The sequence below is a fragment of the Paraburkholderia sp. C35 genome (genome assembly GCF_003121405.1).
Classification (GTDB): domain Bacteria; phylum Pseudomonadota; class Gammaproteobacteria; order Burkholderiales; family Burkholderiaceae; genus Paraburkholderia.
In genome coordinates this window covers 24,750-51,584 of record NZ_QBUY01000056.1, presented here as the reverse complement: position 1 = coordinate 51,584, position 26,835 = coordinate 24,750, and the positions used below count along the sequence as shown (strand labels likewise).

The 26,835-nt window shown below is 63.2% G+C and carries 25 protein-coding genes; 11 read left to right on the top strand and 14 right to left on the bottom strand.

Going from position 1 to position 26,835, the window contains the following annotated elements:
- Positions 1–159 precede the first annotated feature (159 nt).
- Positions 160–885 carry a DeoR/GlpR family DNA-binding transcription regulator gene (locus DK391_RS27180; RefSeq protein ID WP_109481103.1) on the bottom strand — a complete coding sequence of 242 codons (726 nt, stop codon included), beginning with the start codon at positions 883–885 and terminating at the stop codon, positions 160–162.
- Between the two features lie 301 nt (positions 886–1,186).
- On the opposite strand from DK391_RS27180, the gene DK391_RS27175 reads away from it, so the two are divergent.
- Together DK391_RS27175 and DK391_RS27170 are read left to right on the top strand one after the other, a co-directional pair.
- Complete coding sequence (locus DK391_RS27175; protein WP_109481102.1) at positions 1,187–1,624, top strand: DoxX family protein; 438 nt, start codon at positions 1,187–1,189, stop codon at positions 1,622–1,624.
- Between the two features lie 144 nt (positions 1,625–1,768).
- A complete protein-coding gene (locus DK391_RS27170) occupies positions 1,769–2,041 on the top strand; it encodes a hypothetical protein (RefSeq protein WP_109481101.1) in 273 nt (90 codons plus the stop codon).
- Positions 2,042–2,144: 103 nt separating this feature from the next.
- On the opposite strand, the gene DK391_RS27165 is transcribed toward DK391_RS27170, so the two are convergent.
- Together DK391_RS27165 and DK391_RS27160 are read right to left on the bottom strand one after the other, a co-directional pair.
- Positions 2,145–3,650, bottom strand: coding sequence for an MFS transporter (locus DK391_RS27165; protein WP_204117445.1), 1,506 nt, complete (start codon positions 3,648–3,650; stop codon positions 2,145–2,147).
- Between the two features lie 114 nt (positions 3,651–3,764).
- On the bottom strand, positions 3,765–5,072 hold the full coding sequence (locus tag DK391_RS27160) for an MFS transporter (RefSeq protein ID WP_109481099.1): 1,308 nt from the start codon (positions 5,070–5,072) through the stop codon (positions 3,765–3,767).
- 262 nt (positions 5,073–5,334) lie between these two features.
- Here DK391_RS27160 and DK391_RS27155 point away from each other — a divergent pair, with 262 nt between their 5' ends.
- Positions 5,335–6,060, top strand: a complete 726-nt coding sequence (locus DK391_RS27155) for a response regulator transcription factor (protein ID WP_109481098.1) — start codon at positions 5,335–5,337, stop codon at positions 6,058–6,060.
- 103 nt (positions 6,061–6,163) lie between these two features.
- On the opposite strand, the gene DK391_RS27150 is transcribed toward DK391_RS27155, so the two are convergent.
- Positions 6,164–7,069 (bottom strand): dihydrodipicolinate synthase family protein, encoded by a 906-nt coding sequence (locus tag DK391_RS27150; RefSeq protein ID WP_109481097.1) that lies wholly within the window; start codon positions 7,067–7,069, stop codon positions 6,164–6,166.
- Positions 7,070–7,418: 349 nt separating this feature from the next.
- On the opposite strand from DK391_RS27150, the gene DK391_RS27145 reads away from it, so the two are divergent.
- The 6 genes from DK391_RS27145 (at position 7,419) to DK391_RS27120 (ending at position 12,416) form a co-directional block, all read left to right on the top strand.
- A complete protein-coding gene (locus DK391_RS27145) occupies positions 7,419–8,384 on the top strand; it encodes a 4-hydroxyproline epimerase (RefSeq protein WP_109481096.1) in 966 nt (321 codons plus the stop codon).
- Positions 8,381–9,508 (top strand): FAD-dependent oxidoreductase, encoded by a 1,128-nt coding sequence (locus DK391_RS27140; RefSeq protein ID WP_109481106.1) that lies wholly within the window; start codon positions 8,381–8,383, stop codon positions 9,506–9,508. The genes DK391_RS27145 and DK391_RS27140 overlap by 4 nt, the downstream gene beginning before the upstream one ends.
- On the top strand, positions 9,501–9,764 hold the full coding sequence (locus DK391_RS27135) for a 2Fe-2S iron-sulfur cluster-binding protein (protein WP_109481095.1): 264 nt from the start codon (positions 9,501–9,503) through the stop codon (positions 9,762–9,764). Before DK391_RS27140 ends, DK391_RS27135 begins: the two co-directional genes overlap by 8 nt.
- Entirely contained in the window at positions 9,761–11,062 is a 1,302-nt protein-coding gene (locus tag DK391_RS27130) for an FAD-dependent oxidoreductase (RefSeq protein ID WP_109481094.1), read from the top strand. Before DK391_RS27135 ends, DK391_RS27130 begins: the two co-directional genes overlap by 4 nt.
- 154 nt (positions 11,063–11,216) lie before the next feature.
- Entirely contained in the window at positions 11,217–11,993 is a 777-nt protein-coding gene (locus tag DK391_RS27125; protein ID WP_109481093.1) for an AraC family transcriptional regulator, read from the top strand.
- 87 nt (positions 11,994–12,080) lie between these two features.
- On the top strand, positions 12,081–12,416 hold the full coding sequence (locus DK391_RS27120) for a hypothetical protein (RefSeq protein WP_109481092.1): 336 nt from the start codon (positions 12,081–12,083) through the stop codon (positions 12,414–12,416).
- Between the two features lie 68 nt (positions 12,417–12,484).
- On the opposite strand, the gene DK391_RS27115 is transcribed toward DK391_RS27120, so the two are convergent.
- Together DK391_RS27115 and DK391_RS27110 are read right to left on the bottom strand one after the other, a co-directional pair.
- The gene (locus DK391_RS27115) at positions 12,485–12,700 is read right to left on the bottom strand and encodes a hypothetical protein (RefSeq protein ID WP_204117447.1); all 216 of its coding nucleotides are present in this window, start codon (positions 12,698–12,700) and stop codon (positions 12,485–12,487) included.
- Positions 12,701–12,948: 248 nt separating this feature from the next.
- Positions 12,949–13,287 carry a hypothetical protein gene (locus tag DK391_RS27110; RefSeq protein ID WP_109481090.1) on the bottom strand — a complete coding sequence of 113 codons (339 nt, stop codon included), beginning with the start codon at positions 13,285–13,287 and terminating at the stop codon, positions 12,949–12,951.
- A 397-nt stretch (positions 13,288–13,684) separates the two neighbouring features.
- Between DK391_RS27110 and aroQ the strand changes: the two genes are divergently transcribed.
- Positions 13,685–14,128 (top strand): type II 3-dehydroquinate dehydratase, encoded by a 444-nt coding sequence (gene aroQ, locus DK391_RS27105; protein WP_109481089.1) that lies wholly within the window; start codon positions 13,685–13,687, stop codon positions 14,126–14,128.
- A gap of 81 nt (positions 14,129–14,209) precedes the next feature.
- Here the strand turns inward: aroQ and DK391_RS27100 are convergent, their stop codons facing one another.
- Positions 14,210–14,893 (bottom strand): TetR/AcrR family transcriptional regulator, encoded by a 684-nt coding sequence (locus DK391_RS27100; RefSeq protein ID WP_109481088.1) that lies wholly within the window; start codon positions 14,891–14,893, stop codon positions 14,210–14,212.
- A 94-nt stretch (positions 14,894–14,987) separates the two neighbouring features.
- On the bottom strand, positions 14,988–16,265 hold the full coding sequence (locus DK391_RS27095) for an FAD-binding oxidoreductase (protein WP_109481087.1): 1,278 nt from the start codon (positions 16,263–16,265) through the stop codon (positions 14,988–14,990).
- A 379-nt stretch (positions 16,266–16,644) separates the two neighbouring features.
- On the opposite strand from DK391_RS27095, the gene DK391_RS27090 reads away from it, so the two are divergent.
- The gene (locus DK391_RS27090; protein ID WP_109481086.1) at positions 16,645–19,722 is read left to right on the top strand and encodes a transglycosylase domain-containing protein; all 3,078 of its coding nucleotides are present in this window, start codon (positions 16,645–16,647) and stop codon (positions 19,720–19,722) included.
- Here DK391_RS27090 and DK391_RS27085 read toward each other — a convergent pair.
- The 6 genes from DK391_RS27085 to DK391_RS27060 all read right to left on the bottom strand — a co-directional run bounded on the left by DK391_RS27085 (position 19,716) and on the right by DK391_RS27060 (position 26,823).
- A complete protein-coding gene (locus DK391_RS27085; protein ID WP_109481085.1) occupies positions 19,716–20,939 on the bottom strand; it encodes an ROK family transcriptional regulator in 1,224 nt (407 codons plus the stop codon). The genes DK391_RS27090 and DK391_RS27085 overlap by 7 nt on opposite strands.
- Positions 20,940–20,969: 30 nt before the next feature.
- Positions 20,970–21,770, bottom strand: coding sequence for an ATP-binding cassette domain-containing protein (locus DK391_RS27080; protein ID WP_109481084.1), 801 nt, complete (start codon positions 21,768–21,770; stop codon positions 20,970–20,972).
- Between the two features lie 23 nt (positions 21,771–21,793).
- Positions 21,794–22,783, bottom strand: coding sequence for an ABC transporter permease (locus DK391_RS27075; RefSeq protein WP_109481083.1), 990 nt, complete (start codon positions 22,781–22,783; stop codon positions 21,794–21,796).
- 150 nt (positions 22,784–22,933) lie between these two features.
- Positions 22,934–23,962 carry a sugar ABC transporter substrate-binding protein gene (locus DK391_RS27070; protein WP_109481082.1) on the bottom strand — a complete coding sequence of 343 codons (1,029 nt, stop codon included), beginning with the start codon at positions 23,960–23,962 and terminating at the stop codon, positions 22,934–22,936.
- Between the two features lie 397 nt (positions 23,963–24,359).
- Positions 24,360–25,322: an ROK family protein gene (locus tag DK391_RS27065; RefSeq protein WP_109481105.1), complete on the bottom strand. Its 963-nt coding sequence runs from the start codon at positions 25,320–25,322 to the stop codon at positions 24,360–24,362.
- 46 nt (positions 25,323–25,368) lie between these two features.
- On the bottom strand, positions 25,369–26,823 hold the full coding sequence (locus DK391_RS27060) for an APC family permease (protein ID WP_109481081.1): 1,455 nt from the start codon (positions 26,821–26,823) through the stop codon (positions 25,369–25,371).
- Positions 26,824–26,835: the final 12 nt, after the last annotated feature.

Below are 26,835 nucleotides of genomic sequence, written 5' to 3'. Positions count from 1 at the left end.
GACCGGAGTGGGTGGTGTTAGCCCGCTTTCTTTTGCCTACTTTTCTTTGCGGCGGCAAAGAAAAGTAGGTGCCGCCCCGCACAGGGGCAACGCTAGCAGACCACTAACAAACCGCGGACGCCAGCAAAAAAAACCATCCCACCGTCGCGAGACAATAAATCACTTCCGTTTGGGCACTTGCTGCCCCTTCTCAGTAATGATCGAAGAAAACTCCTCGACCTTCGAGAACCTCACAGCCTTAACAACCCCGAACTTACTACTATCGACAACAAGGTGACTCTCAACAGCCGCCGCCATGGCTGCCTGCTTCAACGCGACTTCATGAAAATTCCAGCACGTGACGCCGCGCGCATCATCCACGCCTCCGGCGGAGATAAAAGCCTTGTTAATCCCCATGCGCCGAAGCGTTTCAATACTCTCTTCACCAGAAAACGAATCGGACGACGGCACATACACGCCGCCCAGCAAAATCATCCGCACATTCGGCTTGCGCCGCAAAATCTCCGCGACGTTCAGCGAATAGCAAACGATAGTGACATGGATGTCGTTCGGAATGAGCCGCGCAAGCGTAGTGAGCGTGGTCCCGCAGTCGATGAACAACGTCTCGTTGTTGCCGATCAGCTTCGCCGCCACCGCCGATGCCTCGGCCTTCGCCTGCGCAAAGTGGTCCTTTTCCTGTTCCAGCGAATAACCCGCCGTGTTCGGCACATCCGTGGCGCTGACGATGTATCCGCCCAGATACGTGAAATGACCCGGACTCGCAGCAATGTCCCGGCGCACCGTCATCTCCGATACGCCCAGCAATGTCGCCGCATCGCGCAGGCGCATCACGTTCTGCCTGGCCAACGCATCGGCGAGCATGCGCAGACGTTCAGTTTTCAGCATGGGGTAGGTCTCATTAACGCGTTAGTGAGCAGCGGCGTCGAACGGGAAATGGCGCGTTAGATTTTGTTCGATTTCCTGAGAAGATTATAACAAAGGCTTGCATGCGTCGGCGTATGAATTTGCCCGATTTACAGGCATTCCCTGATGCCCTATTCAGATGAGGAAATCACGGCGCATGGCGGGTGCAGTCCACGCCGATCGCCTTGGAAAAGCGGTGCGTTCCACTTATGCTGACTTCAGCGCCCGGGAACTGATGACGTGCGGCCCGGTCTTCTGCTTATTCAAATCAGGAGCCACATCCATGACGCGTCCCGTCGATTCCGGCGTAATTCTTATCGCCCGCCTTGCACTTGCCGTTCTTTTCCTCTGGGGCGGCGTGATGAAGCTGATCGGCTATGCGGGCTTCGTCGGGTATCTTCATTCGAAGGGCGTGCCGTTCGTGCAGGTCGCCGCACCCATCGCGACGGCCGTCGAGGTGCTCGGCGGCATTTTCCTCGTGGTCGGCTTCAAGATTCGCCCGCTCGGCCTCTTCATGGCCGTCTATACGATCGCCACGGCGGTGCTCGGGCACGACTTCTGGAACATTACCGACGCCGCGCTGCAGCGCGACATGATCATCCATTTCTGGAAAAACGTCGGCATCGCGGGCGGCTTCCTGCTGCTGTTCGTGACGGGGGCGGGGCGTATCAGCATTGACGGCGCGCGTGCGCCGCGCAGCGGCCTGAGCAGCAGTCTCTGATGCGTTGGTTGCGCACGCAGCGGCACGGCATGCGCCCTGCGTTGCGGGACAGCTGCGGGAGCGGGCATCATTCGTGCAGCATCTACGGGGCAATCTCTGTCAGGCAACCTCTGGGCAAGCCAATTCGACTACAAGGAGCACGCGATGATTCAAGCTTTTGACCAGACGATCAACGGCACGGTCATGCAGTTTTGCGCCAGCCTCGGCGAAGGGCCGACGCCGCATCGCGTGATCATCAGCCGCGCCGATACGGCCGAAACGCTGGTGATCCTCGATGCCGCCGGCTTTATCAGCGCGATCAAGGCGGAAATCGAGCAGCCGGAAAAACTCGTCGCCGACGCGATCCGCAAGGTGCAGCACGAAGGGCTGATCGAAAAAGCGCTCGACACGGGCGCCATTCAGGAGACGTCGCTGTAACGCGATCTGCCGTTTCCTGCCCACGCAACACCCACGACGCCGCGCGCGTCGTGGGTGTTGTGTTTTATGACGTGGCGACGCGGCAGAGGCTTTAACACGCACTTCATTTTGCGGCGCGTATCGGTCGCGGACCGTTGTGACCCGTACGACCATCGCGCGCCTTGTCGTCTGATCCGTTGCGTGCGTGCGGCTCGGGATGCACCAGACACGCCAGCCCGAGCGCGCACAGCAGGATGCACGACGAGATCAGCGTGGACAACTGCAGTCCGACCACCACCTGCGCGGCGCCCGTTGCCTCCGACGCGCTGGCGAGCGCGCCGAACGCCGCAACACCAATCGCGCCGCCAGCCTGCCGCGCCGTGTTCAGCACCGCTGAGGCCGTACCTGCGCGTTGTCCATCGACGGAGGCGAGCACGGCTGTCGTCATGGCCGGAACGGCGAGGCCCATGCCGGATGGAATCAGCAGAAATGGCACGAGCAGCGTCCAGAGCGGCGACGTGGCGAGGGCGAAATGCAGCAGCCCGTAGCCGAGCGCGGCCGTGATCGCGCCCGCGATCATCGGCACGCGCGCGCCAAAGCGCCCGACCACCCAGCCGCTCGCGACATTTGAAACCAGAAATCCGCCCGTCAACGGCAGGAATGCGAGACCGGCCTGCAAAGGTGTTTCGCCGCGCGCATGCTGCAGATAGAGACTCAGCACGAACACCACGCCGTAGTAAGTCAGATTCACGCAGATGCCGAACAGGACGGCGGCGCTGAAGGTGCGGTTGCCGAAGAAGGCGAGCGGCAGCATCGGCGTATCGGCGCGTTTTTCGGTGACGATGAACGCGGCCATTGCAAGCAACGCGAGCACGAAGCCGCCGCTCCCCAGTGGATGCGCCAGCCCGAGCGGCCGCCATTCGATCACCGCGCCCGTGAAGGCCGTCAGCGCGACGATCGCCAGCAACTGGCCGGCGAGGGCGAGGCCGCGCGACGTTGCATGCGCGGCGGGACGATCCTGCGGTGGAGCGCGCGTTGTGTCTCCCGCCGACGGCACCCACGCGAAGGTCGCCGCCAACCCCAATGCGCAGATGGGGAGATTGACGAGAAAAATCGCGCGCCAGCCGAATGCGGCGATCAGCAATCCGCCGATCACCGGCCCCGCCGCGATTGCAATCGCGCCTGCCGCCGTCCACAGGCCGACGGCGCGGGCGCGCAGCTTCGGATCGTGGCTGCACGCCTCGTTGAGCAGCGCGAGCGAGTTGGGCAGCATCATCGCGGCACCGACGCCTTGCAGGGCGCGCGCGGCCACCCGCAGCGCGGCGCCCGAGGCCAGGCCGCACGCAAGCGATGCCGCCGCGAATAGCGCGATGCCGCACGCGAACATGCGCCGTGCGCCGAAGCGGTCGCCGAGCACGCCCGCCGACAGCATCAGCACGGCAAACGCAAGCGTGTACGCATCGACGATCCATTGCAAGCCGGTGACGTTTGCATGCAGATCCGCGCCGATCTTCGCCAGCGCGATATTGACGATGGTCACGTCGAGTTGCGTGACGACGAAGCCGACGCTGACCGTCGCGAGGATGCGCGCGAGGGCGGGCGTGAAGCGGGGTGCAGGAGAGGTATTCATGCGTCGATGATAGGGCGGCCCTGCCACGCGACGTTTTGGACCGGCCTGAAGTGTCGATGCGACGGCCAGTCCTGAGGGGCAAGTGGCGTGCCCGCGCACGCCACTGCAACAGCGTTATTGTGCTGCGTCCTTCTTCACGCAGCACGCGGTCAGTGCGCCGATCACGCACAGCGCGGCGACGTAGAGCGCGGGCGCCATCGGATACGACTTCAGCATCAGCGACACCACGATCGGCGTGAGGCCGCCGAACACGGCATACGCGACGTTGTACGAGAACGAGATGCCCGAAAAGCGCACCACGGGCGGAAACGCGTTGACCATCACGAACGGCACCGCGCCGATCACGCCGACGAACAGGCCCGCGACAGCGTAGAGCGGCACGAGCATCGTGCTATCCACGGCGAGTTGCTGGAACAGCACGTAGTACGAGATGCCGAGGCCCACGCAGCCGACGAAAATCGTGCGGCCCGCGCCGAAGCGGCCCGCGAGCGAACCCGCCAGCACGCAGCCGATCGTCAGACACAGCGTGGCGACGCTATTGGCGAACAGCGCCTGCGCCGGTGCGATGTGAAACTGCTTTTGCAGCAGCGTGGGCGTCATCAGGATCACGACGACGATGGCTGCCGACAGCATCCACGTGAGCAGCATCGACACGATCACGGCGCGGCCATGGTCGCGCAGCACGGCCTTCAGCGGGATTTCGGCAGCCAGCGACTTGCGCTGCTTCATTTCGGCGAAGACGGGCGTTTCGTGCAGCCAGCGGCGCAGGTACACCGAGACCAGACCGAACACGCCGCCCAGCAGGAACGGAATGCGCCACGCGAAATCGGCAATTTCCGCGGCCGCGAAATGCCGGTTTACCGCCGATGCCACGAGCGAGCCGAGCAGGATGCCAGCCGTGAGACCGGCCGTCAGCGTGCCGCACGCATAGCCGACATGGCGCTGCGGCACGTGCTCGGACACGAACACCCATGCGCCCGGCACTTCGCCGCCCACGGCCGCGCCCTGCATCACGCGGAACAGGAGCAGCAGCACGGGCGCCATGATGCCGATGCTCGCGTAGGTGGGCAGCACGCCCATCAGCAGCGTGGGCAGCGACATCAGCAGCACGCTGAGCGTGAACATGCGTTTGCGGCCGAGCAGGTCGCCGAAGTGCGCCATGATGATGCCGCCCAGCGGCCGCGCCAGATAACCGGCGGCGAAGATGCCGAACGTCTGCAGCTGGCGCAGCCAGTCGGGAATCGACTGCGGGAAGAACAGCTGTCCGATCGCCGGGGCGAAGAACACGAAAATGATGAAATCGTAGAACTCGAGCGCGCCGCCGAGTGCGGCGAGGCTGAGCGTCTTGTAGTCGTTTCCGGTGAGCGGGCGCGTCTGTGCGCTGTCCCTGGCGTGTGGTCTACCCAGTTCTGTTGCTTGCATTGCCTGTCGTTGTATGAATAGAAGAGCCGCGCGTTGCGCGCGGAGTACGGCGTTCGTCAGGCAGAAGTGCGGCAGTGCGGGGTAGCGCACAGGACACGGCACGCCCGCCCGGGTAGGGCGGCGTGATGACGATTTTGGCCAGCCCGCGATTTTACAGGATGTATTTTGTCGCAAATTCTTTGCAAATTCAGACGAGTCTGATGGGCTTAACGCGATGTCCTGAACAGAATCGCGCTCCTGGACCCATTGTCAGGAACCCATCATGCGTATCGCCATTCTTCAACGTGACCTCGTGCAAGGTAAGTTGCTGGAAAAAATCATCGTTCAGGCTGGCCACAGTTGCGTGCTGTACGACGACGGCCTGACGCTTTCCAAGGTGCTCGCCCGTTCGACGGTCGATCTTCTGATTCTCGACTGGCATGCGCTGCGTCTGTCCGGCACCGATGTGCTCAAGGCCGTGCGATCGGTGGGCGGCGAGCGGATGCCGGTGATGTTCGCGTCGGCGGACGCCTCGGAAGAAAGCGTCGTGCGCGCGTTCGTGCTGGGTGCCGACGATTACACCGCGCTGCCCGTGCGCCACGCCGAGTTCCGCGAGCGCGTTTCCGCGTTGCTGCGCCGTGCGTATCCGGAGCGTTACGGCAAGGACAGCTTCGACGTCGGCCCGTATCACTTCGATACCCGGCGTCAACTGGTTACGCTGCGCGGCGCGCCTGTGCAGTTGTCGGGCACGCAATACCGGCTGGCTTCACTGTTCTTCTCGAACATTGGCCGTGTGCTGTCGCGCGATCACATCTTCGCGATGGTGTGGGGCCGCGAGTTCCGCGAAGTCACGCGCACGATCGACAGCCATGTGTCGCGTCTGCGTCTGCTGCTGCAGATCGAGCCGCATAACGATTTCCGTCTGCAGCCGGTGTACAAGAGCGGCTATCGACTGCTGCATCTGCGGACCAACGAGGAAGTCGTCGTGCAGCATGCCGAGGCGGCCTGAAGTCGAGCGTTGCGCTCTCGCACGGTGCGCGGAATATAAGTAGTTCCAGCGGCGGCGGCCCATCAGGACGCCGCCGCGTTCTTTTTGTGCTCCGCGTGCGTGCTTACAGCTTCGGCAGCGCCGGACGCGTTTCGATCGAACGACGGATCAACGCTTCGACGGCTTTACGTTCGTCGCCGGCGAGCGGCAGGCGCGGCGGACGCACCGGCTCCGTGCCAAGGCCGACGATCGCTTCCGCGAGCTTGATGTTCTGCACGAGCTTGTTCGACACGTCGAGCGCCAGCAGCGGCGCAAACCAGCGATAGATCGCGCGCGCTTCTTCCAGCCGTCCCGCCTTCAGCAGCTTGTAGATCGCGACCGTCTCGTGCGGGAACGCGCACACGAGGCCGGCCACCCAGCCGTGCGCGCCCATCAGGATCGCTTCCATCGCCAGATTGTCGACGCCGCAGAGGATCGCGTAGCGGTCGCCGACTTCGTTGATCAGGTCCGTCACGCGCCGCACGTCGCCGCACGATTCCTTGATCGCGACGATCTTCTTCTCGTCGGCGATTTCGGCGAACATCTCCGGTGTCATGTCGACGCCGTACGCGAGCGGATTGTTGTAGATCATCAGCGGCAGCGGGCTGGCATCGGCGACCATGCGGAAATGGTTCAGCGTCTCGCGGCGGTCCGACAGATAGCGCAGGCCAGGCAGCACCATATAGCCTGCTGCACCGTGTTTCGCGCCCGCTTCGGCCTGGCGGCAGCCATCGAGCGTGCTGTTTTCGGCGATGGTCAGCAGCACGGGCACGCGGCCGCGCGATGCCTCGACGGCCACGTCGAGCACCTGCAGCTTTTCATCGAGAGAAAGCGTGGACGCTTCGCCGAGCGAGCCGCACACGATGATCCCGTCGACACCCGCTTCGATCTGCGCTTCGATATTCTTCCCCGTCCATTCGCGGTCTATGCTGAAATCCGCGTTGAACTTGGTGGTGACTGCGGGCAATACGCCTTCCCAGATATGCGCCACGACTGCTCTCCTGAAAGTGATGAGTCGAGTGCAGTGTAAGCAGGGAATATTCGTGTGTCTTGCGTCAATCGCGCGTCCGGCATGACGATTTCGGCATAGCGGTTGTGCGATGAAAATCCCTTGATTCCAATGCTTTCTGAGTTTATGTGTCGTAACGCCTCGCATATCGAAGCCGGGCAACGCCTTGTCGTTCCTGCTTTCGCTTCCGGTGTATCTACCCATTGCACTCGCGCTCGGCTGTCCGCAGGAAGCGCTGTGACAAGCCGTCTGCATCTTTCGATGGCTATGCCGAAATCGTCATGATCGACGCGCAACCGCGTCAAGACTGCAGCACGCTGCGTTCCCTACCATGAGCAGCATGAAAACCTTGAACGTCATCGATTCGCACACGGGCGGTGAACCGACCCGCCTCGTCGTGTCCGGCGGCCCCGAACTGGGTGGCGGCACGCTCGCGCAACGGCTCGACGTGTTTCGCACACGCTTCGACGACTGGCGCGCGGGCATCGTCACCGAGCCGCGCGGCTCCGATGTAGTGGTCGGCGCGCTGTTGTGCGAGCCGGACAGCAAGGAATGCGCGGCGGGCGTGATCTTCTTCAACAATGTCGGCTATCTCGGCATGTGCGGGCACGGCACGATCGGGCTCGTCGTATCGCTGGCGCACATGGGGCGCATCGGCCCCGGACGCCATCTGATCGATACGCCCGTGGGCATCGTCGAGGCGACGCTCAATGCTGATATGAGCGTGTCGGTGCGCAATGTGCCGGCGTACCGGCATCGCAAGGATGTCACCGTCGACGTGCCGGGCTACGGTCCGCTGACCGGCGATATCGCGTGGGGCGGCAACTGGTTTTTTCTCGTCACGGATCACGGACGCGAGCTGGACGCGTCGAACATTCCCGAACTCACGCATGTCAGTTCGGCCATTCGCGACGCGCTGATCGCAGCCGGCATCACGGGTGCGAACGGTGCGCTGATCGACCACATCGAACTGTTCGGCGCCGGCTCGCGCGCCGAACTCGACAGCCGCAGCTTCGTGCTGTGCCCCGGCAACGCCTACGATCGCTCGCCGTGCGGCACGGGCACGAGCGCAAAAGTGGCGTGTCTTGCGGCTGACGGCACGCTCGCGGCAGGCAGCGTCTGGCGGCAGGAAAGCATTATCGGCAGCGTGTTCGAGGCGAGTTATACGGCAGGCGACATGCAGGACGGCGTAGCGACTGTCGTGCCGACCATCACCGGACACGCGCACATCATGGCCGAAAGCCGTCTGTGCTTCGATGAACGCGACCCGTTCGCATGGGGCATCCGCACGGTATGACGACGGATGTCGTGATCGTCGGCGCGGGCATCGTCGGCGCGGCGTGTGCGGCGGAACTGGCCGCGCGCGGCCTGCATGTGACGGTGCTCGACACGCAGGGCATCGGCGGCGGCGCGACGGCGGCGGGTATGGGGCATATCGTCGTGATGAACGACTCGCCCGCGGAATTTGCGTTGAGCCGCTATTCGCGCGATCTGTGGCTTGAACTGGCGCCGCAGTTGCGCGCATGCGATGCCTTCGCGTGTTGCGGCACGCTCTGGGTCGCCGCCGACGCGGAAGAACTCGACGCCGCCCGCGCAATGCAGGCGGGCTTCGCCGCGCAAAATGTCACAGCGGACTTGCTGGACGAGCGGGCGCTATACGAAGCCGAACCTTCGATCGCGCCAGGCATGGCGGGCGGCCTGCTGATTTCGCACGACAGCATCGTCTACGCGCCGTCGGCGGCGCAGTGGCTGCTGACGCAATCGCCGGGTGCAGCGCGTATCGACGTCAAACTTCACGCGCACGTTGTCGCCGTCGATGCGCACCAGGTCACGCTATCGAACGGCGAGCGTATCGGCGGCGCGCATGTCGTCGTCGCGAATGGCTTGCACGCGGGCGAACTCGTGCGAGGCCTGCCGTTGCAGCCGAAGAAAGGTCACTTGCTGATCACCGACCGTTACCCCGGTTTCATCCGTCATCAACTGCTGGAACTCGGCTACATCAAAAGCGCTCACCACGCGACGGGCACTTCCGTCGCCTTTAATGCGCAGCCTCGCCCGACGGGACAACTGTTGATCGGCTCCTCGCGCCAGTTCGATACGACCGATCCCGCCGTCGACATGCCCGTGCTCGCGCAGATGCTGCAACGCGCCGCGCGTTATCTGCCCGAACTGCCGACGCTCAATGGCATTCGCGCGTGGACGGGGCGTCGCGCGGCGGCGCCGGAGGGTTTGCCTTTGATCGGACCGGCGGGCGACACGGCGCCCGGCGTGTGGCTAGCCGTCGGACATGAAGGATTGGGCGTGACGACGTCGCTCGGTACGGCAAAGCTGCTCGCCGCGCAGATCACGCAGACGGCAGCCGCCATTGCTGCTGAGCCGTTTCTGCCGGCGCGTTTCGAGTTTGGAGCCTGTCATGTCTGAAGCGCTGCTTCGACGCGTGCGCATCACCATCGACGGCGAGCCTGTCGAAGTCGAGCAGGGCGCGACCATTGCGGCCGCGCTGGCCGCGTGTGCTTGCGGCACGCGCCTGTCCGTGACGGGAGAACTGCGCGCGCCGTTGTGCGGAATGGGCGTGTGCCAGGAATGCCGCGTCAGCGTCGATGGACGCAGGCATGTGCTCGCGTGTCAGACGCTATGCCGCGACGGCCAGATCGTGCAAACGGGTAGCACGCGATGAACGGCGAACACTTCGATATCGTCGTCGTGGGCGCCGGACCGGCGGGTCTCGCTGCCGCGTGCGCAGCGGCGTCGACAGGCGCACGCGTCGCCGTGCTCGACGACAATCCTCGCGCGGGTGGCCAGGTGTGGCGCAACGGTCCGGCGCATCCACCGCCTGACGCGCTGACTGCGCTGCTGCGTCAGTTCGATGGAAACGGCAACGTGACGCTTGCCCCGGCGACGCGTGTGGTTGTGCCGCTCGACGGAAACCGTCTGCTGATCGAATCGGCGGAACAGGGCGGCGCGTGCATCGGCTATGGCCGCCTGATTCTTGCCACGGGCGCGCGCGAACTGCTGTTGCCGTTCGCGGGCTGGACGCTGCCGGGCGTGACAGGTGCAGGTGGCTTGCAGGCGTTGATCAAGAGCGGTGTGCCCGTACGCGGCGAGCGCATCGTGATAGCTGGCAGCGGCCCGTTGCTGCTCGCATCGCTGGCGACGGCACGCGCTGCGGGCGCGCGCGTCGTGGCCGTGGTCGAGCAGGCGCCGTTTGAATCGGTGCTGCGCTTCGGCGGTTCGCTCGCCGCCACGCCCGCGAAGCTGGTGCAGGCCGCGCAACTGACGCGCGGTTTCGCGGGGCTTCGCTATCTGACATCGAGTGTGGTGAGCGCGGCGCAGGGCGATGGCCGCGTCGAACGCGCGATTGTCAGGCATGTGGACGGCCGCACGCATACGTTCGATTGCGACCGCATCGCGAGCGGTTTCGGCCTCGTGCCGAACACGACACTTGCGCGCGCGTTGGGTTGCGCGACGAACGCAAAGCATGCAGCTGGCGCAATTGCCATCGACGATGCACAGCGCACCTCCGTCGATCATATTTTCGCCGCAGGCGAATGCACGGGCGTCGGCGGCATGGAACTGGCGCGCGTGGACGGGCGGATTGCGGGGCTGGCGGCAGTCGGCGTCGAAAGCGGAGCCAGCGTCCAACGTCTGAAGCAGGAGCGTTCGCGCTGGCAGCGTTTCGCGGCGCGCGTGGAAACGGCGTTCGCGCTGCGCGACCACGCGCTTCAACTGCCTGCCGACAACACCTTGCTTTGCCGCTGCGAAGACGTATCGGTTGGTGAAGTGCGCGCGCACACCAACTGGCGCGACGCGAAACTGCAGACGCGCTGCGGCATGGGAGCATGTCAGGGCCGGGTGTGTGGCGGCGCAGCGCAAGCCTTGCTCGGCTGGGACGTCGCGCAGGTTCGTCCGCCTATCCAGCCTGCGCAGATCGGCACGCTGATGCTCGCCGCCGATGCACCGTCTGCTCCGCTTTGAGCAGACGGCGCGCGAACCGACATGCCGATCTCCGCACGATTTTTTGAGCCGTCGCGCGCCGCCCTATAATCAGTCAGCCCGATCAATCCGCCCGCGAGCAACCGCCGCCGGGCCAGCCGCCATGTCCTCGCCGTCCATGCAGGGAATCGCCACGATGAACACGTTTGCATCCACGCTCGACGCGCTCGATCCGGGCGAGACCTCGCTGGCCGGGATGCTCGCGCATTTCGCGCTGCTCGAACCTGTCTTCGACGCGATGCCCGACATCGTGTTCTTCGTGAAAGACGCGCACGCGCGTTACGCCCTCGTCAATCGCACGCTGGTGTCGCGCTGCGGATTCAAGGAAAAGGAAAAGCTGCTGGGCAGAACAGCGGAAGACGTATTTCCGAGCCGCTTCGGCCGCATTTACACGGCGCAGGACAAAGCCGTGATTCATGTCGGCAACCAGATGGTCGATCAGCTGGAACTGCATCTGTATCCGGGCCGTCAGCCTGGCTGGTGGCTGACCTGCAAGCAGCCGTTGCGCGACGCGGCGGGCCGCGTGGTCGGGCTGGCGGGCATTTCGCGCGATTTGCGCGCCGACGAGAGCAGCCACCCCGCGTATAGCCGGCTTGCGACTGTCGTGCAGTATCTGCAGGAAAACTACGTGCAGCCGCTGAATCTGAAGCAACTGGCCGCGATGGCGGATATGTCGGTTGCGCAGCTTGAGCGGTATTTTCACAAGGTGTTTCATCTGACGCCGCGTCAGGTGTTGCTGAAAACGCGCCTCGACGCCGCGACGGCCTTGCTCGTCTCGCACGACAAGGTCACCGATGTCGCCGCACTCTGCGGCTATACGGACCACAGCGCGTTCACGCGGCAGTTCAAGGCGACCGTCGGCGTGACGCCGACCGAATACCGGATGCTGCTGCACGGCACCTCGCGCAACTAACTGTCAAGCGCGGCGCCCGCACCCGACAAAAACAGACGAAGTCTCGGAACGCCAGCCCCGCGCGCCAGAACCCGCAGCCAGAGAACGATGCCGCCCCGCCGTGAAAAGCTCCGCTACTACGTTTACGTGGTGGCGCTCGACGATACCGTGTGGAACGAGGCGCGCTTCCGGCGCGCGAACCCGGATTACCGGTTCGAGCGTCCATGCGTCTACGTGGGAATGACGGGATTAGACCCGGATCTGCGTTTCGACCGGCACAAGGCAGGCATCCAGTCGAATCGCTATGTCCGCGACTATGGTCTGCGGCTGATGCCGGAACTTTACGAAGTCTTCAATCCGCTGCCGTATGACGGCGCGCGCGACATGGAGGTCGAACTCGGGATCGGCTTGCGTGAAGCGGGGTATGCGGTATGGCAGGCGTGAATCCGTCGCGTGACGGACAGCGGGATGCCCGGCGGGAGCAAGGCGCTCGCTGATAGCTCGATGCCGGGTTACTTGATGCCGAGTCCGCGCAGGATCGCGTTGCCTTCGGGCGTCAGGCGAATATGCGATTCGCCGGCGTCATCGCTGGCGACTGTTTCGACGAGTCCTGCTTCCTGCAGCGTCGGAATTTCCGGCTTGGCGAACGCAGCCATCGGCGCGTGCAGCAACAGCAGCAGCGTCGCGATTTCGTGCGGGCTGAGAAGCCGGCGGAGAATCGCTTTCATTTTAGGCTGCGCTGCCGTTACGGTAGCGGCCTGCGCGGGTGCTGCCGGGGTATCGGCGGCGATGCGCTTAGTCGGGTCGTTGCGGTCGTTGTAGTAATCCATTCTTGGCACCTGGCGGAATGCGGGTCAGTGTCAAAGACGAATCGTGGCAGCGCAGACTTAAATGATTCTTAAGGCATCGTCGGGAGCAGGTCCGAAGCGGCGTGAAAGCTGTTACATGCTGTTACGCCGCCGCAGACACGGCGTTTTCAGGGCGCACATTCCTTGCTCGCGCCTTCGATCCACAGATTCGACGCCTTGCGCTGGCCCGCATAGTAGCGGAACGTCGTTCCGCCATTGTCGGCGCGAACCTTGACGATATTGGAATCGCCGAAATCGAGCATCTGGCCCTGCGGAATAGGCGTGGCCTTGACGGGCGCGTCGTGTTTTGCCGCAGCTTGCGTCATGCACTGGATGACGTCATTGACGGGGCGGCTGGTCATATTGTCTTTCATTGGGTCGCCGGCGTCGGGGTTGTGAGACGCCTGATATTGCGCGCACGCGGCAAGAAACAGCGGGACGGACAGGGTGACGGCAAGCTTCCTCATAAATCTCCTTCTGGCAGGCGGTGAGCGCGCGTATGCGCGTCGAACCGCGAAACGTTCGGGAAATTATATCGGTGCAAGCGGTATGCCCGGGTTTTTGCCGGCAAGAGCGGCGAAGGTGGCTATGGTTTGCAGCGGGTAGATCGGGCGTTTGCGCGCGGGGCAGGCCTGTGCGGGTTGTACTAGTTGGTTACTGCTTGCTGCCATTCCGTCAGCATTTTCCCGCTTCTTTGTCCGACAGTCATTTTCACAATTAAACTAACTAGATGGTACAAATTTAGTAGAAACCCCAAAAGACGCATGCGGCGATGAAGTGCACACTTGGGCTTACGTCGCGTGATGCGGGTTGGCAAGCGTTGGTTCTCACGCGGCGAAGTCACTAAAAGTGGAGCGTTCAGTTATGAGTTTTGCGTCGGTGCTGGTCCTGAATGGACCCAATCTCAATCTGCTCGGCACGCGAGAGCCGACTATCTACGGCTCGGAAACGCTCGACGATGTTGCGCGCCGATGCCGTGAGGCCGGGCAGCGCCTCGGGCTCGAAATAGATTTCCGGCAGTCGAATGCAGAGCATCAGTTGATCGACTGGCTGCATGAGGCGCGCACCACACAGCAGGGGATTGTGATCAATCCCGCAGCTTATACGCACACGTCAGTGGCGATTGCCGATGCGCTGTCGGCGATTGAAAAGCCTGTGATCGAGGTGCACATCTCCAATATTCACAAGCGTGAGGCGTTCCGGCATCACTCTTATGTGTCGGCTGTTGCCGAGGCAGTGATTTGCGGATGCGGGACGCAGGGCTATGTGCTCGCGCTCGAACGGATGGCGGAGATTCTGAAGAAGTAGTGGGTTGCCTTCGCCGATCTGTTTTTTCGCTGGCATCCGCAGATGCCAGCAAATGAAATCTCAGGCGTTGCAGACAAAAGCCTATTTCTTCACAAACCTCAAAGTCGCATCGACGATCATCGCCCGATGCCTCGCTCGCAGTCTCGCATGCGACGGGTCGCGGCCAAATGCATTCCCGAACGTGTGCCGATTGGCAATCCGATGAAAGCACAACGAACTGATCAGCAGATGCAGATCAATGGGATCGATATCGTCGCGGAATTCTCCAGCCGCGACGCCGCGCGCGAGTAGATCTTCGATTGTCTGAATCACCGTTGCATTGCGATTCTTGAAGGTCTTGACCTGCTCGATGTACTTCGCGCCGTGAATATTTTCAATCGTCACGAGCCGCACAAAATCGCGATGTTTGTCGTGATAGTCGAACGTAAACTCGACAAGGCTGCGCAAGCCATCGACAGGACTCATGTCGCTGACTTTCAGCTCCTGCTCGAGCGCGCGAATATCGCCGTATACCTTTTCGAGCACAGCTTCATACAACCCTTCCTTGCTGCCGAAGTAGTAGTACAGCATGCGCTTGGTGGTATTGGTGCGCTCGGCAATCGCATCGACGCGCGCGCCCGTGAGTCCCATCGACGAAAATTCCTGCGTTGCCACATCGAGGATGTTGCGCTTCGTCTCTTCGGGATCGTATTTGCGCCGTGGTTCGGAGGATTCGGTCGGGGTCTCGTTATGCTCGGGCGCGATAGCTCGGCTTCCCTTTTTCATTGTGTATTCCGGCGGCGGTGACGTTTCATTCTAGCACGCCGAAACCGCCAGCCGACGCGGCTTTGCGGCATGTGCTGCCATGTTCCGACAGCGTTTAACCTGGGCGCCGCGGACGGTCGGCGAATGCGTCGCGGGTCTGCATCGCCGTGTAGGTCAGCTGCGCGGCGGCAAGCCCCAGCGCGCCGAACGTGTGCGTCAGTCCGAACGTGGCGAACGCCTCGGGTACAGGGCGTTCGCCCGCAATTGCGGCTGCCAGCAATTCGCCCGACACCGTGGTCGGCGCCATCCCGTGGCCGCCAAAGCCGACCGCGTACCAGACGCCGTCCGCGCTCTGACCGATCTGCGGCATCTTGTGCCGCGCGTAACTCATCAGGCCGCCCCACGCGTGGTCGATGCGCACGTCGTGCAACTGCGGATACACCTTCAGCAAATCGCGGCGCAACAGCCGCGCAATGGCTTCGGGTTCGCGTTCGAGGATCGAAATGCGCCCGCCCCACAGGATGCGCGTGTCGGGCAGCGGCCGGTAGTAGTCGAACGCGAAGCGCGTGTCGTAGACCGCGCAGCGGCAGTCGATCGCCTCCGCCAGCCGTGCGCCGAGCGGCTCGGTCGCCATCACGTAGGTTGCAATCGGCAGCACGGCGCGTTCGACACGCGGATACACGTTGCGCGCATAGCCGCCGCCCGCCATCACGACATGACGTGCATCGACGGATCCGTGCGGCGTCTGCACGACGAACCCCGCAGCCTGTCTGCGCAGCGACACGACAGGCGACTGCTCGACGATGCGCACACCCGCTGCTTCCGCCGCGCGCGCGACGCCGAGCACATACTTCAACGGATGAAAGTGAAACGCGTTGCGTTCGAACAGCCCGCCGTGATAGCGCGTGGTCTTCAGCCGCGCCGCGAGCGCTGCGGCACCGAGCGGCTCCCAGTCGACTCCGAACGATTCCTTCATCAAGACCCGCTGGCCGTCCAGCCGCGAGGGATCGTCGAACCAGTTGGCGAGGATCACGCCTTCGTCCGTGGCGTCGCAGGCAATCGCGTAACGCTGGATGCGCGTTCGCATGAGATCGACGGCGTCGATGGTCAGCGCGTAGAGTTCGCGCGCCCGCGCCGGGCCGAGAATCCGCAGCAGGTCCGCGCAGTCCAGGCTGTAGCCGCCGAATACGAAGCCGCCATTGCGGCCCGATGCGCCATAGCCAACCTGATTCGCTTCGATTACCACGACGTCGCGCACACCGCGCTCGGCCAGTCCGAGTGCTGTCGATAGCCCCGCCAGCCCGCCGCCGATAATGCACACATTCGCGCTCAGGTTGCCATTCAGCGCGGCACGCGCGGGCCGCTCGACAGTCGCTTCGTAATAGCTTTGCATAAGGTCCAGTAAAGTGGGCGGCACGCCGGAATCCGGCGGGTTGCCCTCGGTTCGACAACGGCAGCAGTGCTTGAAACGCGCGCTTTATGTTGATCGGCCATGTTACTCAACTTCGCCCGCGCGCCGTATTCGGTATTTCAGGGGGATTGCAAGGACGGGCAGGGCGTGCGGTGGAGGTTGCGTCGGCATCGAAGCGCCATCTACACACCAACCAAGCCCGCAAAATCCGCCGCCCTGACGCGTGCGCCCAACGGCTGTGTTGCGTGCCGTACTCACCCGATCAAGTCCGTGCGTTTCCGACCCTCACAAACGCGCTTTACGCGTTAGACTGACATCAGTCGAGGTTAATGTGGTTAGGCATCTGCAAGGAGACGCCGCCATGAATCGGCCACTACGGTTTCCGCTACGCGCAATCGGCGCCACGTCCGCCTGGAAGTGGTTCAAGTGGCTCTTTTTTGCCGCGTTTCTCGTGGCCGTCGCCCTCGGCGTGCGCTTCCTCCAGATTGAAATGGACACGTCGCGCTATCAGGCGCGCTATCTGTCCGAACTGACGCGCGACGTCGGCTTTACAGTCGGCGAAGGTCCGAGCGACAACATCCGTTTTCCCACTGACGGCCCCTACGATATCCGCCTCGGCTACGCGCTGCTGCCTGCTTTCGAACGCCGTTTGAAAGAGCGCGGTTTCTCGGTTGCGTCGCAGGCGCGCGATTCGGAACGCATGGCCTCGCTTGCTGACGACGGCCTTTTTATTCCCTACGAAGAAAAGGATCAGGCGGGCCTGATGCTGTATGACGCGACGGGCACACGCCTGTTCGGCTCGCAGTTTCCCGCGCGCGTGTATGACGATTTCCAGTCGGTGCCACCGCTTGTCGTGTCGGCGCTGCTGTTCATCGAAGACCGTCATCTGCTCGACGCCGATCAGCCTAACCGCAATCCCGCCATCGACTGGACACGTTTTAGCCGCGCGATGGTGGATCAGGGGCTGCGCGTCTTCAATCACAGCCAGCCGCAGCCGGGCGGCAGCACGCTTGCCACGCAGATCGAGAAGTTCCGTCATTCGCCCGGCGGTCGCACTGCGACGCCGAAGGAAAAGCTGCGGCAGATCGCGTCGGCGTCGGTGCGCGCGTATCTGGACGGCCCGCGCACGATGCCCGCGCGCGAGCAGATCGTCGTGCGCTATCTGAACTCGGTGCCGCTGGCGGCGCAGCCCGGCATCGGCGAAATCAGCGGGATCGGCGACGGACTCGCCGCCTGGTACGGCCGTGATTTCGACGAAGTGAACCGCGTGCTGAAAGCGCCGTCCACGCCTGACAATCTCGCCGAACAAGGTCTCGCGTTCCGTCAGGTGCTCTCGCTGATGATCGCGCAGCGCGGCCCGTCGCACTTCCTGCTGCGCAAGAACGACGATCTCAATGCTCTGACGGAAAGCTATCTGCGCCTCTTTGCGGCGAATGGCGTGATCACGCCGCAACTGCGCGATGCTGCGCTGTCGCAGCAACTCGTGCTGACGCGTGCGAAGCTCGCGCCGCCGGAAGGCTCGTTCATCGAACGCAAGGCGGTGACGTCGCTGCGTACGCATCTGCTGTCGTCGCTAGGCGTGTCGAACCTGTACGACCTCGACCGGCTGGACGTGCGTGTCGTCTCGACGATGAACAACAAGGTCCAGCAGGACATCAGCGACCGTCTCGCCGATGCCACGACCAAAGACGGCGCACAGGCAGCCGGCCTCTATGGCTTCAACATGCTGCAGCCGAAAGACGATCCGTCGAAGATCGCCTTCAGCTTTACGCTGTTCGAAAAGCGCGATGGCGCAAACCTGCTGCGCGTGCAGACGGACAGCGTGAACCGTCCGTTCGACATCAATTCGGGCGCGCGTTTGAATCTCGGTTCGACGGCGAAACTGCGCACCATCATCACGTACCTGCAGATCATGCAGGAACTGCATGCGCGTTATGGGCAGATGAGCGTCGACGAATTGCGCGCGGTGAAGCCCGAACGTGAAGACGCGCTGACGCGCTGGGCCGTCGATTACTTCATGCACACCAACGACCGCTCGCTGGCGACGATGCTCGATGCTGCCGTTGAACGGAAGTACTCGGCCAATGCAGGCGAGACCTTCTTCACCGGCGGCGGCGCGCAGACCTTCACGAACTTCGAGGCCGACGAGAACTCGCGCATCCTCACCGTGCATCAGGCGTTCGAGCATTCGGTCAATCTGGTGTTCGTGCGGATGATGCGCGACATCGTCCACTACGAAACGATCAAGACGTCAGGGCCATCTTCGCAATGGCTCGACGATCCCGTCACGCGCAACATGTATCTGACGCGCTTCGCCGATCAGGAAAGCCGCGTCTACATGAACCGCTTCTACACGAGGTATCACGGCAAGACGCAGGACGAGATGCTCGCGATTCTGCTGCGCGGTGTGCGCAAATCGCCGCCGAAGATCGCGACCGTGTTGCGCAGCGTGCGGCCCGATGGCACGCAAGCGTGGTTCAACGATCAGATGCGCGCCGCGTTGAAGAACACGCCCAAAGCGAATCCACCCGACGATGCGCTCGCAGAGCTTTACGCGAAGTACGCCATCGACAAGTTCAATCTGAACGATCGCGCCTACATTTCAAGTGTGCATCCGCTGGAACTGTGGCTCGTCAACTATCTGCGCGAGCATCCCGATGCGAGCGCGAACGATGTGATGGACGCGAGCCGCGACGTACGCGCCGATTCATACAAGTGGCTCTTCAAGACGCGCTATCACGCGACGCAGGACCGGCGCATTCGCCGCATGGTCGAACAGCATGCGTACGATGCGATTGCACGCTCGTGGCAGGCGCTGGGTTATCCATTCGAGCATTTGACGCCTTCGTATGCGGCTGCTATTGGCGCATCGGGCGATCGTCCTGCTGCGCTTGCGCAACTGATCGGCGTGATCGTCAACAAGGGCAATATGGCGCCGACGCAAAGCCTGTCCGAACTGGAGTTTGCGAAGGGCACGCCCTATGAAACGCGCTTCGTGCGCGCGACGCCGCAGCCCACGGAAGCCGTTTCGCCGGAGATTGCGCGGGTCGTGCAGGCGATGTTGCGCGATGTCGTCGCGGGCGGCACGGCGAAGCGTCTGGCAGGCGGCATGACGTTTCCAAACGGCAAGACGCTAGAGGTGTACGGCAAGACGGGGACGGGCGATCAGCGTCTGAATATCTACGCGAAAGGGCGGCGGCTGATCGAGTCGCGCAAGGTCAATCGTACGGCGACTTTCGTATTCGCTATTGGTGACCGCTTCTTCGGCACGCTCACTGCCGTCGTGCACGAACCGTACGCAAAGCGTTACGACTTTACGAGTGCGCTGGCGGTGCAATTGCTGAAGTCGATGGCGCCGCAATTGCAGCCCTTGCTCGACGAATCCGTGAAGAAAGACACGCCGAAAGTCGCCGCGAATTCCGCGCCGAAGGTTCAGTAACCGACTTCAGTCGCAGGCTTCAGAAAGAGTTCATGCACGGGCGCGAAGTGCGCATAGAGCGGCAGAATCGCGCCGCCCATCGCGCGCGCGTCAGAGCCGATCGTGCCTTCCAGCAGTTGCGGACGCACGATCCCTTCCCATTCGAACTTGTCGAGCACGCGCTCGGTGCGACGCATGATTTCGCGCACCAGTTGCCTGTCCACTTCCCCGTCGATCACCACCGCTTCGAGATCGAGCAAAGCGGCTGCATTCGTCAATGCGCCTGCAATAGCGGGGCAGGCGGTGTCGAGCCATTGCTCGGTGAGCCGCCACAAATCCGCCGATAACGCGCGATGATCGTGTGCAGCGGTCGCGGGCGCGCCTGCATCGACGAACAGCTTTTCGAGCACGAAGCCCGATGCCGCGTGCAGTAGTTGCCGCGCGGGCTGGCGCGCATTGCCGCCCATGATCGGTATCGAGCCGACGGCGCCCGCGTTATCGTGCGGGCCGCCATGCAGGCGCCCGTCGATTACCAGCCCGCCGCCGATAAACGTACCGACGAACAGATAAAGAAAGTTATGGATGCCGCGGCCCTGGCCCATCACGAGTTCGGCGGCGCAGGCGGCCGTGGTGTCTTTCGCGAACTCGACAGGCAGGCCCGTCATCGCACCGATGCGTGCGCGAATGTCGATATCGTTCCACGCTTCGAGCGCATCGCTTGGCGCGCCGAGAAAATCACGCCAGCCGCCGAGCCACAGCGGCGCCGCCACGCCCACGCCCACCACATTCTCGCGCCGTGCACCGAGCGCCTCGTTGATGCGTGCGAGCTTGCTTTCGAGCGAGGGAAACAGCGTGCGTGGATCGGGATACGCGTACTCCTGCACTTCGCGGCAGCACACGCGGCCCAGAAAATCCATCGCCAGCACATCGAGACTGCGCCTTCCGACCTTCACGCCGATCGTATAAGCACCTTCCGCGCGCAGCGCGATGGGCACGGAAGGCTGCCCGATGCGTCCGCGCACACGCGCCTGCTTTTCGAGCAGGCCATCGTCGATCAGCCGCTCGACGATCATCGACACGGTCTGCATCGACAGACGCGTGAGCCGTCCCACGTCGGCCTTCGGCAAAGGTCCATGCAAACGGATCGCCTGCAGCACGATGCGTTCGTTGAACTGCCGCATGCCGACCTGGTTCGAGCCGACCGTGCGCTTGAGCGGTGAGCGTGTGCCCGTATCCATCGGCGATATCCCGTTACGCGTTGGAGTGCGTCATGCGATGGCGCGCACGTCGGCCTGCTTCGCGCCCGTCATGATGGCAACGGCATCCGACATGTGGATATCGTTCTTGTTGACGAGCGCCGCGCGCCGTCCGAGCCGCTGAATATGGATGCGATCCGCGATCTCGAACACATGTGGCATGTTATGACTGATCAGGATCACGGGCAGGCCACGGTCTCGCACGCGCCGGATCAGTTCCAGCACCATGTTGCCTTCCTTCACGCCGAGCGCCGCCGTCGGTTCGTCGAGAATCACGACGTGCCGCGCGAATGCCGCGCTGCGTGCCACCGCGACGCCCTGGCGCTGGCCGCCCGACAGCGTCTCGACAGCCTGACGCATCGAACGGATGCCTATTTGCAGGTCTTTCATCGCATTGGTCGCTTCTTCGAGCATGCGGCGCTTGTCGATCATCTTGAAGAGCTTGCCGCGCCAGCCCGGCTTCACGAGTTCACGTGCGAGAAACAGGTTCTCCGCGATGCTCATGGCAGGCGCGACAGCGAGATCCTGGTAGACGGTTTCGATGCCTTGCTGACGCGCGTCGATCGGGCTGCGGAACTTGACGGACTTGCCGTCGAGCAGCAGATCGCCTTCGTCGGGCACGAGTGCGCCCGACAGCGCCTTGATCAGCGAAGACTTGCCGGCGCCGTTATCGCCGATCACGGCCATGATTTCGCCGGGCATCACTTCGAAGTCGCAGCCGTCGAGTGCAGTGACCTGACCATAACGTTTGATGAGACCACGCGCTTGCAGAACGGGCGTCTTGCCGTTGGCGGAAGTGGGGGTTGTCGACATGACAGTCTCCTGCGAATAACGGGTCAACGTGCGCCACGGCGCGACATCTTGTCGGCGGCGACAGCGAGAATCACGAGAATGCCGGTGATCAGCACCTGGTACACCGACGACACTCCCATCAGCGTCAAACCATTGCGAAACACGCCGACGATCAATGCGCCCAGCAACGTGCCCGTAATCGAGCCGCGCCCACCGAATAGACTGGTGCCGCCGAGCACAACCGCCGTGATGCTGTCGAGGTTCTCCGTCTGACCGGCTTGCGGATCACCCACACCGGTACGCGACACGGCGAGCAGCGCGGCAATGCCGTAGATTGCGCCCGACAGCGTGTACACGGTAACGAGGATGCGTTGCGCGGACAGACCCATCAGGCGCGCCGCTTCCGGGTTGTTGCCGAGTGCGTAGAGATGGCGGCCCGGCACGGTGTCGCGCAACACGAACCATGTCGCGAGATACATCAGCAGCGTGAGCACGGTGCCGTACGTGACGGTCGCCGGCCCGAGATTGAAGGTGTTGCCGAAGAACATGATCGCGTCGGGCAGATTCGACACGCTCTCGGCATTCGAATAGAGCTGCGTGACGGCGAACGCGATATTCAGCGTACCCAATGTGACGATGAACGCGGGCAGCTTGATGCGTGTGATCAGCACGCCATTGAGCAGGCCGAACAGCGCGCTCGCGGCGACGCCGCAAATGATCGCGATCACAGGCGGCACGCCCATTACGACGGCGAATTTCGTCATCACGATCGAGCCGAGCGCCATCACCATTCCGCACGACAGGTCGATGCCGCCCGTCAGCACGATCAGGGTCTGGCCAATGGCGATCACGGCGACCACCATCGTTTGCTGCAGGATCAGCGAGAGATTCTGGAACGACAGAAAGCGGTTGCTCTGCGAGATGAAGAAGATGCACGCAATCACGAGTGCGATCAGCGGACCCGCTTCGGCGAGCGGCGGCAGATGATCGGCGAACCGGCGATGGCTGTGGGCGGGAGCGGTGGGAGTCGACATGGTGTGTTTCCTCGAAGCATTGCGTGATCGGCACGCGGCGGGCAACGAATGCCCGCCTGGCTCACGCTGGAGAACTGGTGGAGACGCGCAGGGTGCGCGTCTCCGTTGCTGCCTTCGGTTGCTGCCTGGATTACTGCATGCGTTGCGCGCTTACTTGTTGCCCCAGCAGTTGTCGAGGCCGAACTTCGTATCCTTGCTGTCGACGCCGTTTTCCGGCTTGTCGGTGATCAGCGTGACGCCTGTGTCGTGATAGCCGGAGACCTTCTTGCCCGTCTTCGCGTAGTCGACGCCTGCCTGCACGCCGAGCTCGGCCATCTTCAGCGGATACTGCTGCGACGTCGCGGCGATGGCGCCAGCCTTGACGTTGCGCACGCCTTCACAGCCGCCGTCGATCGACACGATCATCACGCTCTTGTCCTTGCCCGCGCGCTTCAGCGCGCGATACGCGCCTGCCGCAGCCGGTTCGTTGATCGTGTAGACGACGTTGATGTCGGGGGATTTCTGCAGGCAGTTTTCCATCGCTGTCTGGCCCTTCGCCTGATCGCCGCGCGTGTCCTGGCTGCAGACAATCGACGGATCGCCTTCCTTCACGCCCATGCCCTGCAGGAAGCCGTTATGGCGCAGCACGCCGACGGAAACGCCGGGCGCGAGATCGAGCGTCGCGATCTTCGCGGGCTTGCCGCCGAGCGCGGCCTTCGCATACTGGCCGATCAGCACGCCGGCCTTGAAGTTGTCGGTGGCGAAGAGGGCGTCGGTGGCGTCCTGCGGATCGGTCGGGGTGTCGAGCGCGATCACCATCGCGCCGGCTGCACGCGCCTTCTTGATGCTCGGCACGATGGCCTTGGTGTCGCTCGGCGTGCTGAGGATCGCCTTCGCGCCCGCCGTGATCATGTTCTCGATTGCCGTGCCCTGCGCCGCGTTGACGCCGTCGAACTTGCCGGCCGCCGTGACGAGCTTCGCGCCGTCCTTCTGCGCGGCAGATTCCGCGCCTTGCTTCATCTTCACGAAGAACGGGTTGGTATCGGTCTTCGTGATCAGGCCGACCACGGGTTGATCGGCGGCGAGGCTCGCGCCCGCGCACCACAGCGCCGATGCGGCGACGCACGCAATAGCGACGGCCTTGACGATGGGTTGCGTGCGGGACGCGGGGCGCAGTTGCCTGCGGGAAATCGGGTTCATGGGACGCTCCTCCGGATGATTGACAACGACGTTGTGATCAGCAGGCGATTCAGCGGCGGGATGTGCGCTGATCGCGCCTTCTTTCTGCGTTCGCCGGGTGTTGGATCGCCAGCGACGCGGGCCTTACTAAATCAAGTTGTTTTAGTTAGTACAGCAGCGAGCGTCTCGAAAAGCAAGGCGGGGTTTTGCTGCGGTGCGTTGTTTCGAAGCGATGTCGACGAGTCACAAACCCTTGTCTGGCAAGGATTTGCGCGTGAGAGGAGGAGGGAATTGAGCGAGCCGCGCGTAGGGGTAAATCAGGAGTCTGCGCGCACCCGAATTAAGTTCTTTTGTTCAGTTAGTGGGCAAATGCCCGGAATTGGTGTTCGCCGGATGTGAATCCGGCGAACGTTCAGGTTCACGCTGAGTGACCGGAATCGACATGATTCGCATGCCGGCACAACACATCCATGCCGCCGAAAATCGCGCCCTGCAACGGCGCAGCATCATGCCCATACTGCGCGATCACCAGTTCTGGCGGATACGGCACGGCCACGTCGAGCACACGCCGCAACGTATCGACGATGCGCGGCACACGCGCCATCCCACCGCCGATCGCGATACGCGACGGATCCAATGTCAGCACCATGTTCGCCACGTGGACCGCAAGCACGTTGAGCGCTTCGTCGACGAGCGCCGCGATGCGCGGATCGGTGGCGGTCATCGCGAGCGCTTCGCGCGTCGTGAGCGGACGTCCGGCCAGTTCGGTCGAACGATCCGCCAGCGCGCGTCCCGAGATGAAGTTTTCGAGCGGCGCGCCGCCCGCCGCAAACGGCACCTCGCCTGGCACACCGCGCAACTGGTAGCCGATTTCTCCCGCCGCGCCATGCGCGCCGCGCAGCACCTTGCCGTCGATCACTGCCGCCGAGGCCAGTCCTGTGCCGAGATTCAGATAGATCCCGCAATCGACGCCCGCGAGCGCGCCGCCTCGCACTTCGGCGAGCGCGGCCGCTTTCACGTCGGTTTCCACCACGATCTGCGCGCCCGCGAATGCCTCGCGCAATACCTTCGCCATCGCGAGCGTTTCCCAGCCGGGATTGTTGGGCGCAAGGCGAATGCCGTCCGGTTCGACGATGCCCGGCGTCACCACGGACACGACGCGCAGCACACCGCCAGCGCCGGTACGCGTTTCATCGAGCAATGCGTGCGCGCAGGCAAGCGTGCGTTGCATCACTTGCACGGCACCCGCGTCCGCGTGCGTCGGAATTTCGGTCTTGCGCAGCGGCTCGCCACGGAAAGAGGTGATCGCCATGGCGATCTTCGTGCCGCCGAAGTCGATCGCGAGAATCAGACTGTCGTCGCGATCGTTCGGCGTTTTCATGTTGCTGTTTGCTGAAGGCATATCTGACTGCGTTGAAGTGTGATGGTCAGGCGTCGTCGTTGCCCTGGCGCTGGCGTTCGAGAAACACTTCGCGCACATGCTTCGGACCGAACGGCCATGCACGCGCGATGCGCGCCCAGATCAGGAACGCCACTACGCCCAGCGCGATCCACGCCGTCGACCAGACTTGCGATTGATGATCGGTTGCATAGAACACGTACAGCCAGCCGACCAGCGCCACGAAACTCGGCACGGGATAAAGCCACTGACGATACGGTCGCTTCAGATCCGGCTGGCGTCGGCGCAACACGGTCAACGCTGCAATCTGCGCAACCGATTGCAGCAGCACCGCCACCGCGACCAGCATATTGATGACGGTAGTGAGATCGAAGAACGTGCCGGCTGCCGTGACCACGCCCATGACGAGCAGCGCGACATGCGGGAAGTTGTGCTTCGGATGCAGCTTGCCGAACGCGGCGAGAAACACGCCGTCGCGTGCTGCATAGAACGGCACGCGCGAACCGCCGAGCAAGCCTGCGAACACCGATGCAAAGGCCGCGATCAGGATCAGCACCGTGACGATGCCCGCTGCCGTGTGTCCCCAGTTGCGCTCCACTACCAGCGATGCCACCGAGGTCGACTTCGCGACCTCCTGCCACGGCACCGTGCCGATCACGCCGATGTTCATCGCCAGATAGAAGACCATCATCGCGATGATCGACACGATGATCGAGCGCGGCATCACGTGGCCGGGGTTCTTCAGTTCGTCGCCCATGTAGGCGGTGGTGTTGTAGCCGGCGTAATCGTAAATGGCGATGATCAGACCCGCGCCGAGACCCGTGAAGAACTTGCCGATGGTCGCCGATTCAGGCGGCACCGCCATCGCGAGACTCAGATGGAAGTCCGAATAGGCCGCCGCTGTCGTCAGGCCGACGGCGAGCACCATCACGATCCACAGCGCCGTGGACAGCGTGCGGATCGACTCGATGCGCCGGTACAGCGACAACACCACCAGCGCCACGACCACGATGCCGATCGCGTGGCTTTGCCACGGTTGCAGGTTCGGCAGGAAGAAGCCGAGATACTGCACGAAGCCGATGATGCCCGTGCTCATGATGAGCGGTATCGACAGCATGGCCGTCCACACGAACAGGAACGGCATCAGCTTGCCCGTGCGGTACTGGAACGCCTCGCGCAGATACAGATAGGTGCCGCCCGCGCCCGGCATGGCCGCGCCGAGTTCGGCCCAGACGAGGCCGTCCGCCATCGCCAGCACCGCGCCGCAAATCCAGCCGATCACCGCGAGCGGGCCATTGAGCACGGCCACGATGGCGGGAATGGTGATGAACGGCCCCACGCCGCAAATCTGGATCATGTTGACGGCGATGGCGGGCATCAAACCCACCGACCGCTTGAAGTGCGGCGCGTCCTGAGATGCGCTCGCGGCGCTGCTGTCCGCCTGTGGCGACGCCTGTTGCCAGGTCGAGGATGAGTCGCTCATTGATGTCTCCGT

What these genes read in the sequence shown, in the direction of transcription:
- DK391_RS27065 (WP_109481105.1), bottom strand. Translation starts at nt 25,322, where the DNA reads ATGAAAACGCCGAACGATCGCGACGACAGTCTGATTCTCGCGATCGAC.
- DK391_RS27125 (WP_109481093.1), top strand. Translation starts at nt 11,217, where the DNA reads ATGAACACGTTTGCATCCACGCTCGACGCGCTCGATCCGGGCGAGACC.
- DK391_RS27075 (WP_109481083.1), bottom strand. Translation starts at nt 22,783, where the DNA reads ATGTCGACTCCCACCGCTCCCGCCCACAGCCATCGCCGGTTCGCCGAT.
- DK391_RS27060 (WP_109481081.1), bottom strand. Translation starts at nt 26,823, where the DNA reads ATGAGCGACTCATCCTCGACCTGGCAACAGGCGTCGCCACAGGCGGAC.
- DK391_RS27135 (WP_109481095.1), top strand. Translation starts at nt 9,501, where the DNA reads ATGTCTGAAGCGCTGCTTCGACGCGTGCGCATCACCATCGACGGCGAG.
- DK391_RS27110 (WP_109481090.1), bottom strand. Translation starts at nt 13,287, where the DNA reads ATGAGGAAGCTTGCCGTCACCCTGTCCGTCCCGCTGTTTCTTGCCGCG.
- DK391_RS27165 (WP_204117445.1), bottom strand. Translation starts at nt 3,650, where the DNA reads ATGAATACCTCTCCTGCACCCCGCTTCACGCCCGCCCTCGCGCGCATC.
- DK391_RS27155 (WP_109481098.1), top strand. Translation starts at nt 5,335, where the DNA reads ATGCGTATCGCCATTCTTCAACGTGACCTCGTGCAAGGTAAGTTGCTG.
- DK391_RS27175 (WP_109481102.1), top strand. Translation starts at nt 1,187, where the DNA reads ATGACGCGTCCCGTCGATTCCGGCGTAATTCTTATCGCCCGCCTTGCA.
- DK391_RS27115 (WP_204117447.1), bottom strand. Translation starts at nt 12,700, where the DNA reads ATGAAAGCGATTCTCCGCCGGCTTCTCAGCCCGCACGAAATCGCGACG.
- DK391_RS27140 (WP_109481106.1), top strand. Translation starts at nt 8,381, where the DNA reads ATGACGACGGATGTCGTGATCGTCGGCGCGGGCATCGTCGGCGCGGCG.
- DK391_RS27130 (WP_109481094.1), top strand. Translation starts at nt 9,761, where the DNA reads ATGAACGGCGAACACTTCGATATCGTCGTCGTGGGCGCCGGACCGGCG.
- DK391_RS27170 (WP_109481101.1), top strand. Translation starts at nt 1,769, where the DNA reads ATGATTCAAGCTTTTGACCAGACGATCAACGGCACGGTCATGCAGTTT.
- aroQ (WP_109481089.1), top strand. Translation starts at nt 13,685, where the DNA reads ATGAGTTTTGCGTCGGTGCTGGTCCTGAATGGACCCAATCTCAATCTG.
- DK391_RS27085 (WP_109481085.1), bottom strand. Translation starts at nt 20,939, where the DNA reads ATGGATACGGGCACACGCTCACCGCTCAAGCGCACGGTCGGCTCGAAC.
- DK391_RS27070 (WP_109481082.1), bottom strand. Translation starts at nt 23,962, where the DNA reads ATGAACCCGATTTCCCGCAGGCAACTGCGCCCCGCGTCCCGCACGCAA.
- DK391_RS27145 (WP_109481096.1), top strand. Translation starts at nt 7,419, where the DNA reads ATGAGCAGCATGAAAACCTTGAACGTCATCGATTCGCACACGGGCGGT.
- DK391_RS27120 (WP_109481092.1), top strand. Translation starts at nt 12,081, where the DNA reads ATGCCGCCCCGCCGTGAAAAGCTCCGCTACTACGTTTACGTGGTGGCG.
- DK391_RS27080 (WP_109481084.1), bottom strand. Translation starts at nt 21,770, where the DNA reads ATGTCGACAACCCCCACTTCCGCCAACGGCAAGACGCCCGTTCTGCAA.
- DK391_RS27100 (WP_109481088.1), bottom strand. Translation starts at nt 14,893, where the DNA reads ATGAAAAAGGGAAGCCGAGCTATCGCGCCCGAGCATAACGAGACCCCG.
- DK391_RS27095 (WP_109481087.1), bottom strand. Translation starts at nt 16,265, where the DNA reads ATGCAAAGCTATTACGAAGCGACTGTCGAGCGGCCCGCGCGTGCCGCG.
- DK391_RS27090 (WP_109481086.1), top strand. Translation starts at nt 16,645, where the DNA reads ATGAATCGGCCACTACGGTTTCCGCTACGCGCAATCGGCGCCACGTCC.
- DK391_RS27180 (WP_109481103.1), bottom strand. Translation starts at nt 885, where the DNA reads ATGCTGAAAACTGAACGTCTGCGCATGCTCGCCGATGCGTTGGCCAGG.
- DK391_RS27160 (WP_109481099.1), bottom strand. Translation starts at nt 5,072, where the DNA reads ATGCAAGCAACAGAACTGGGTAGACCACACGCCAGGGACAGCGCACAG.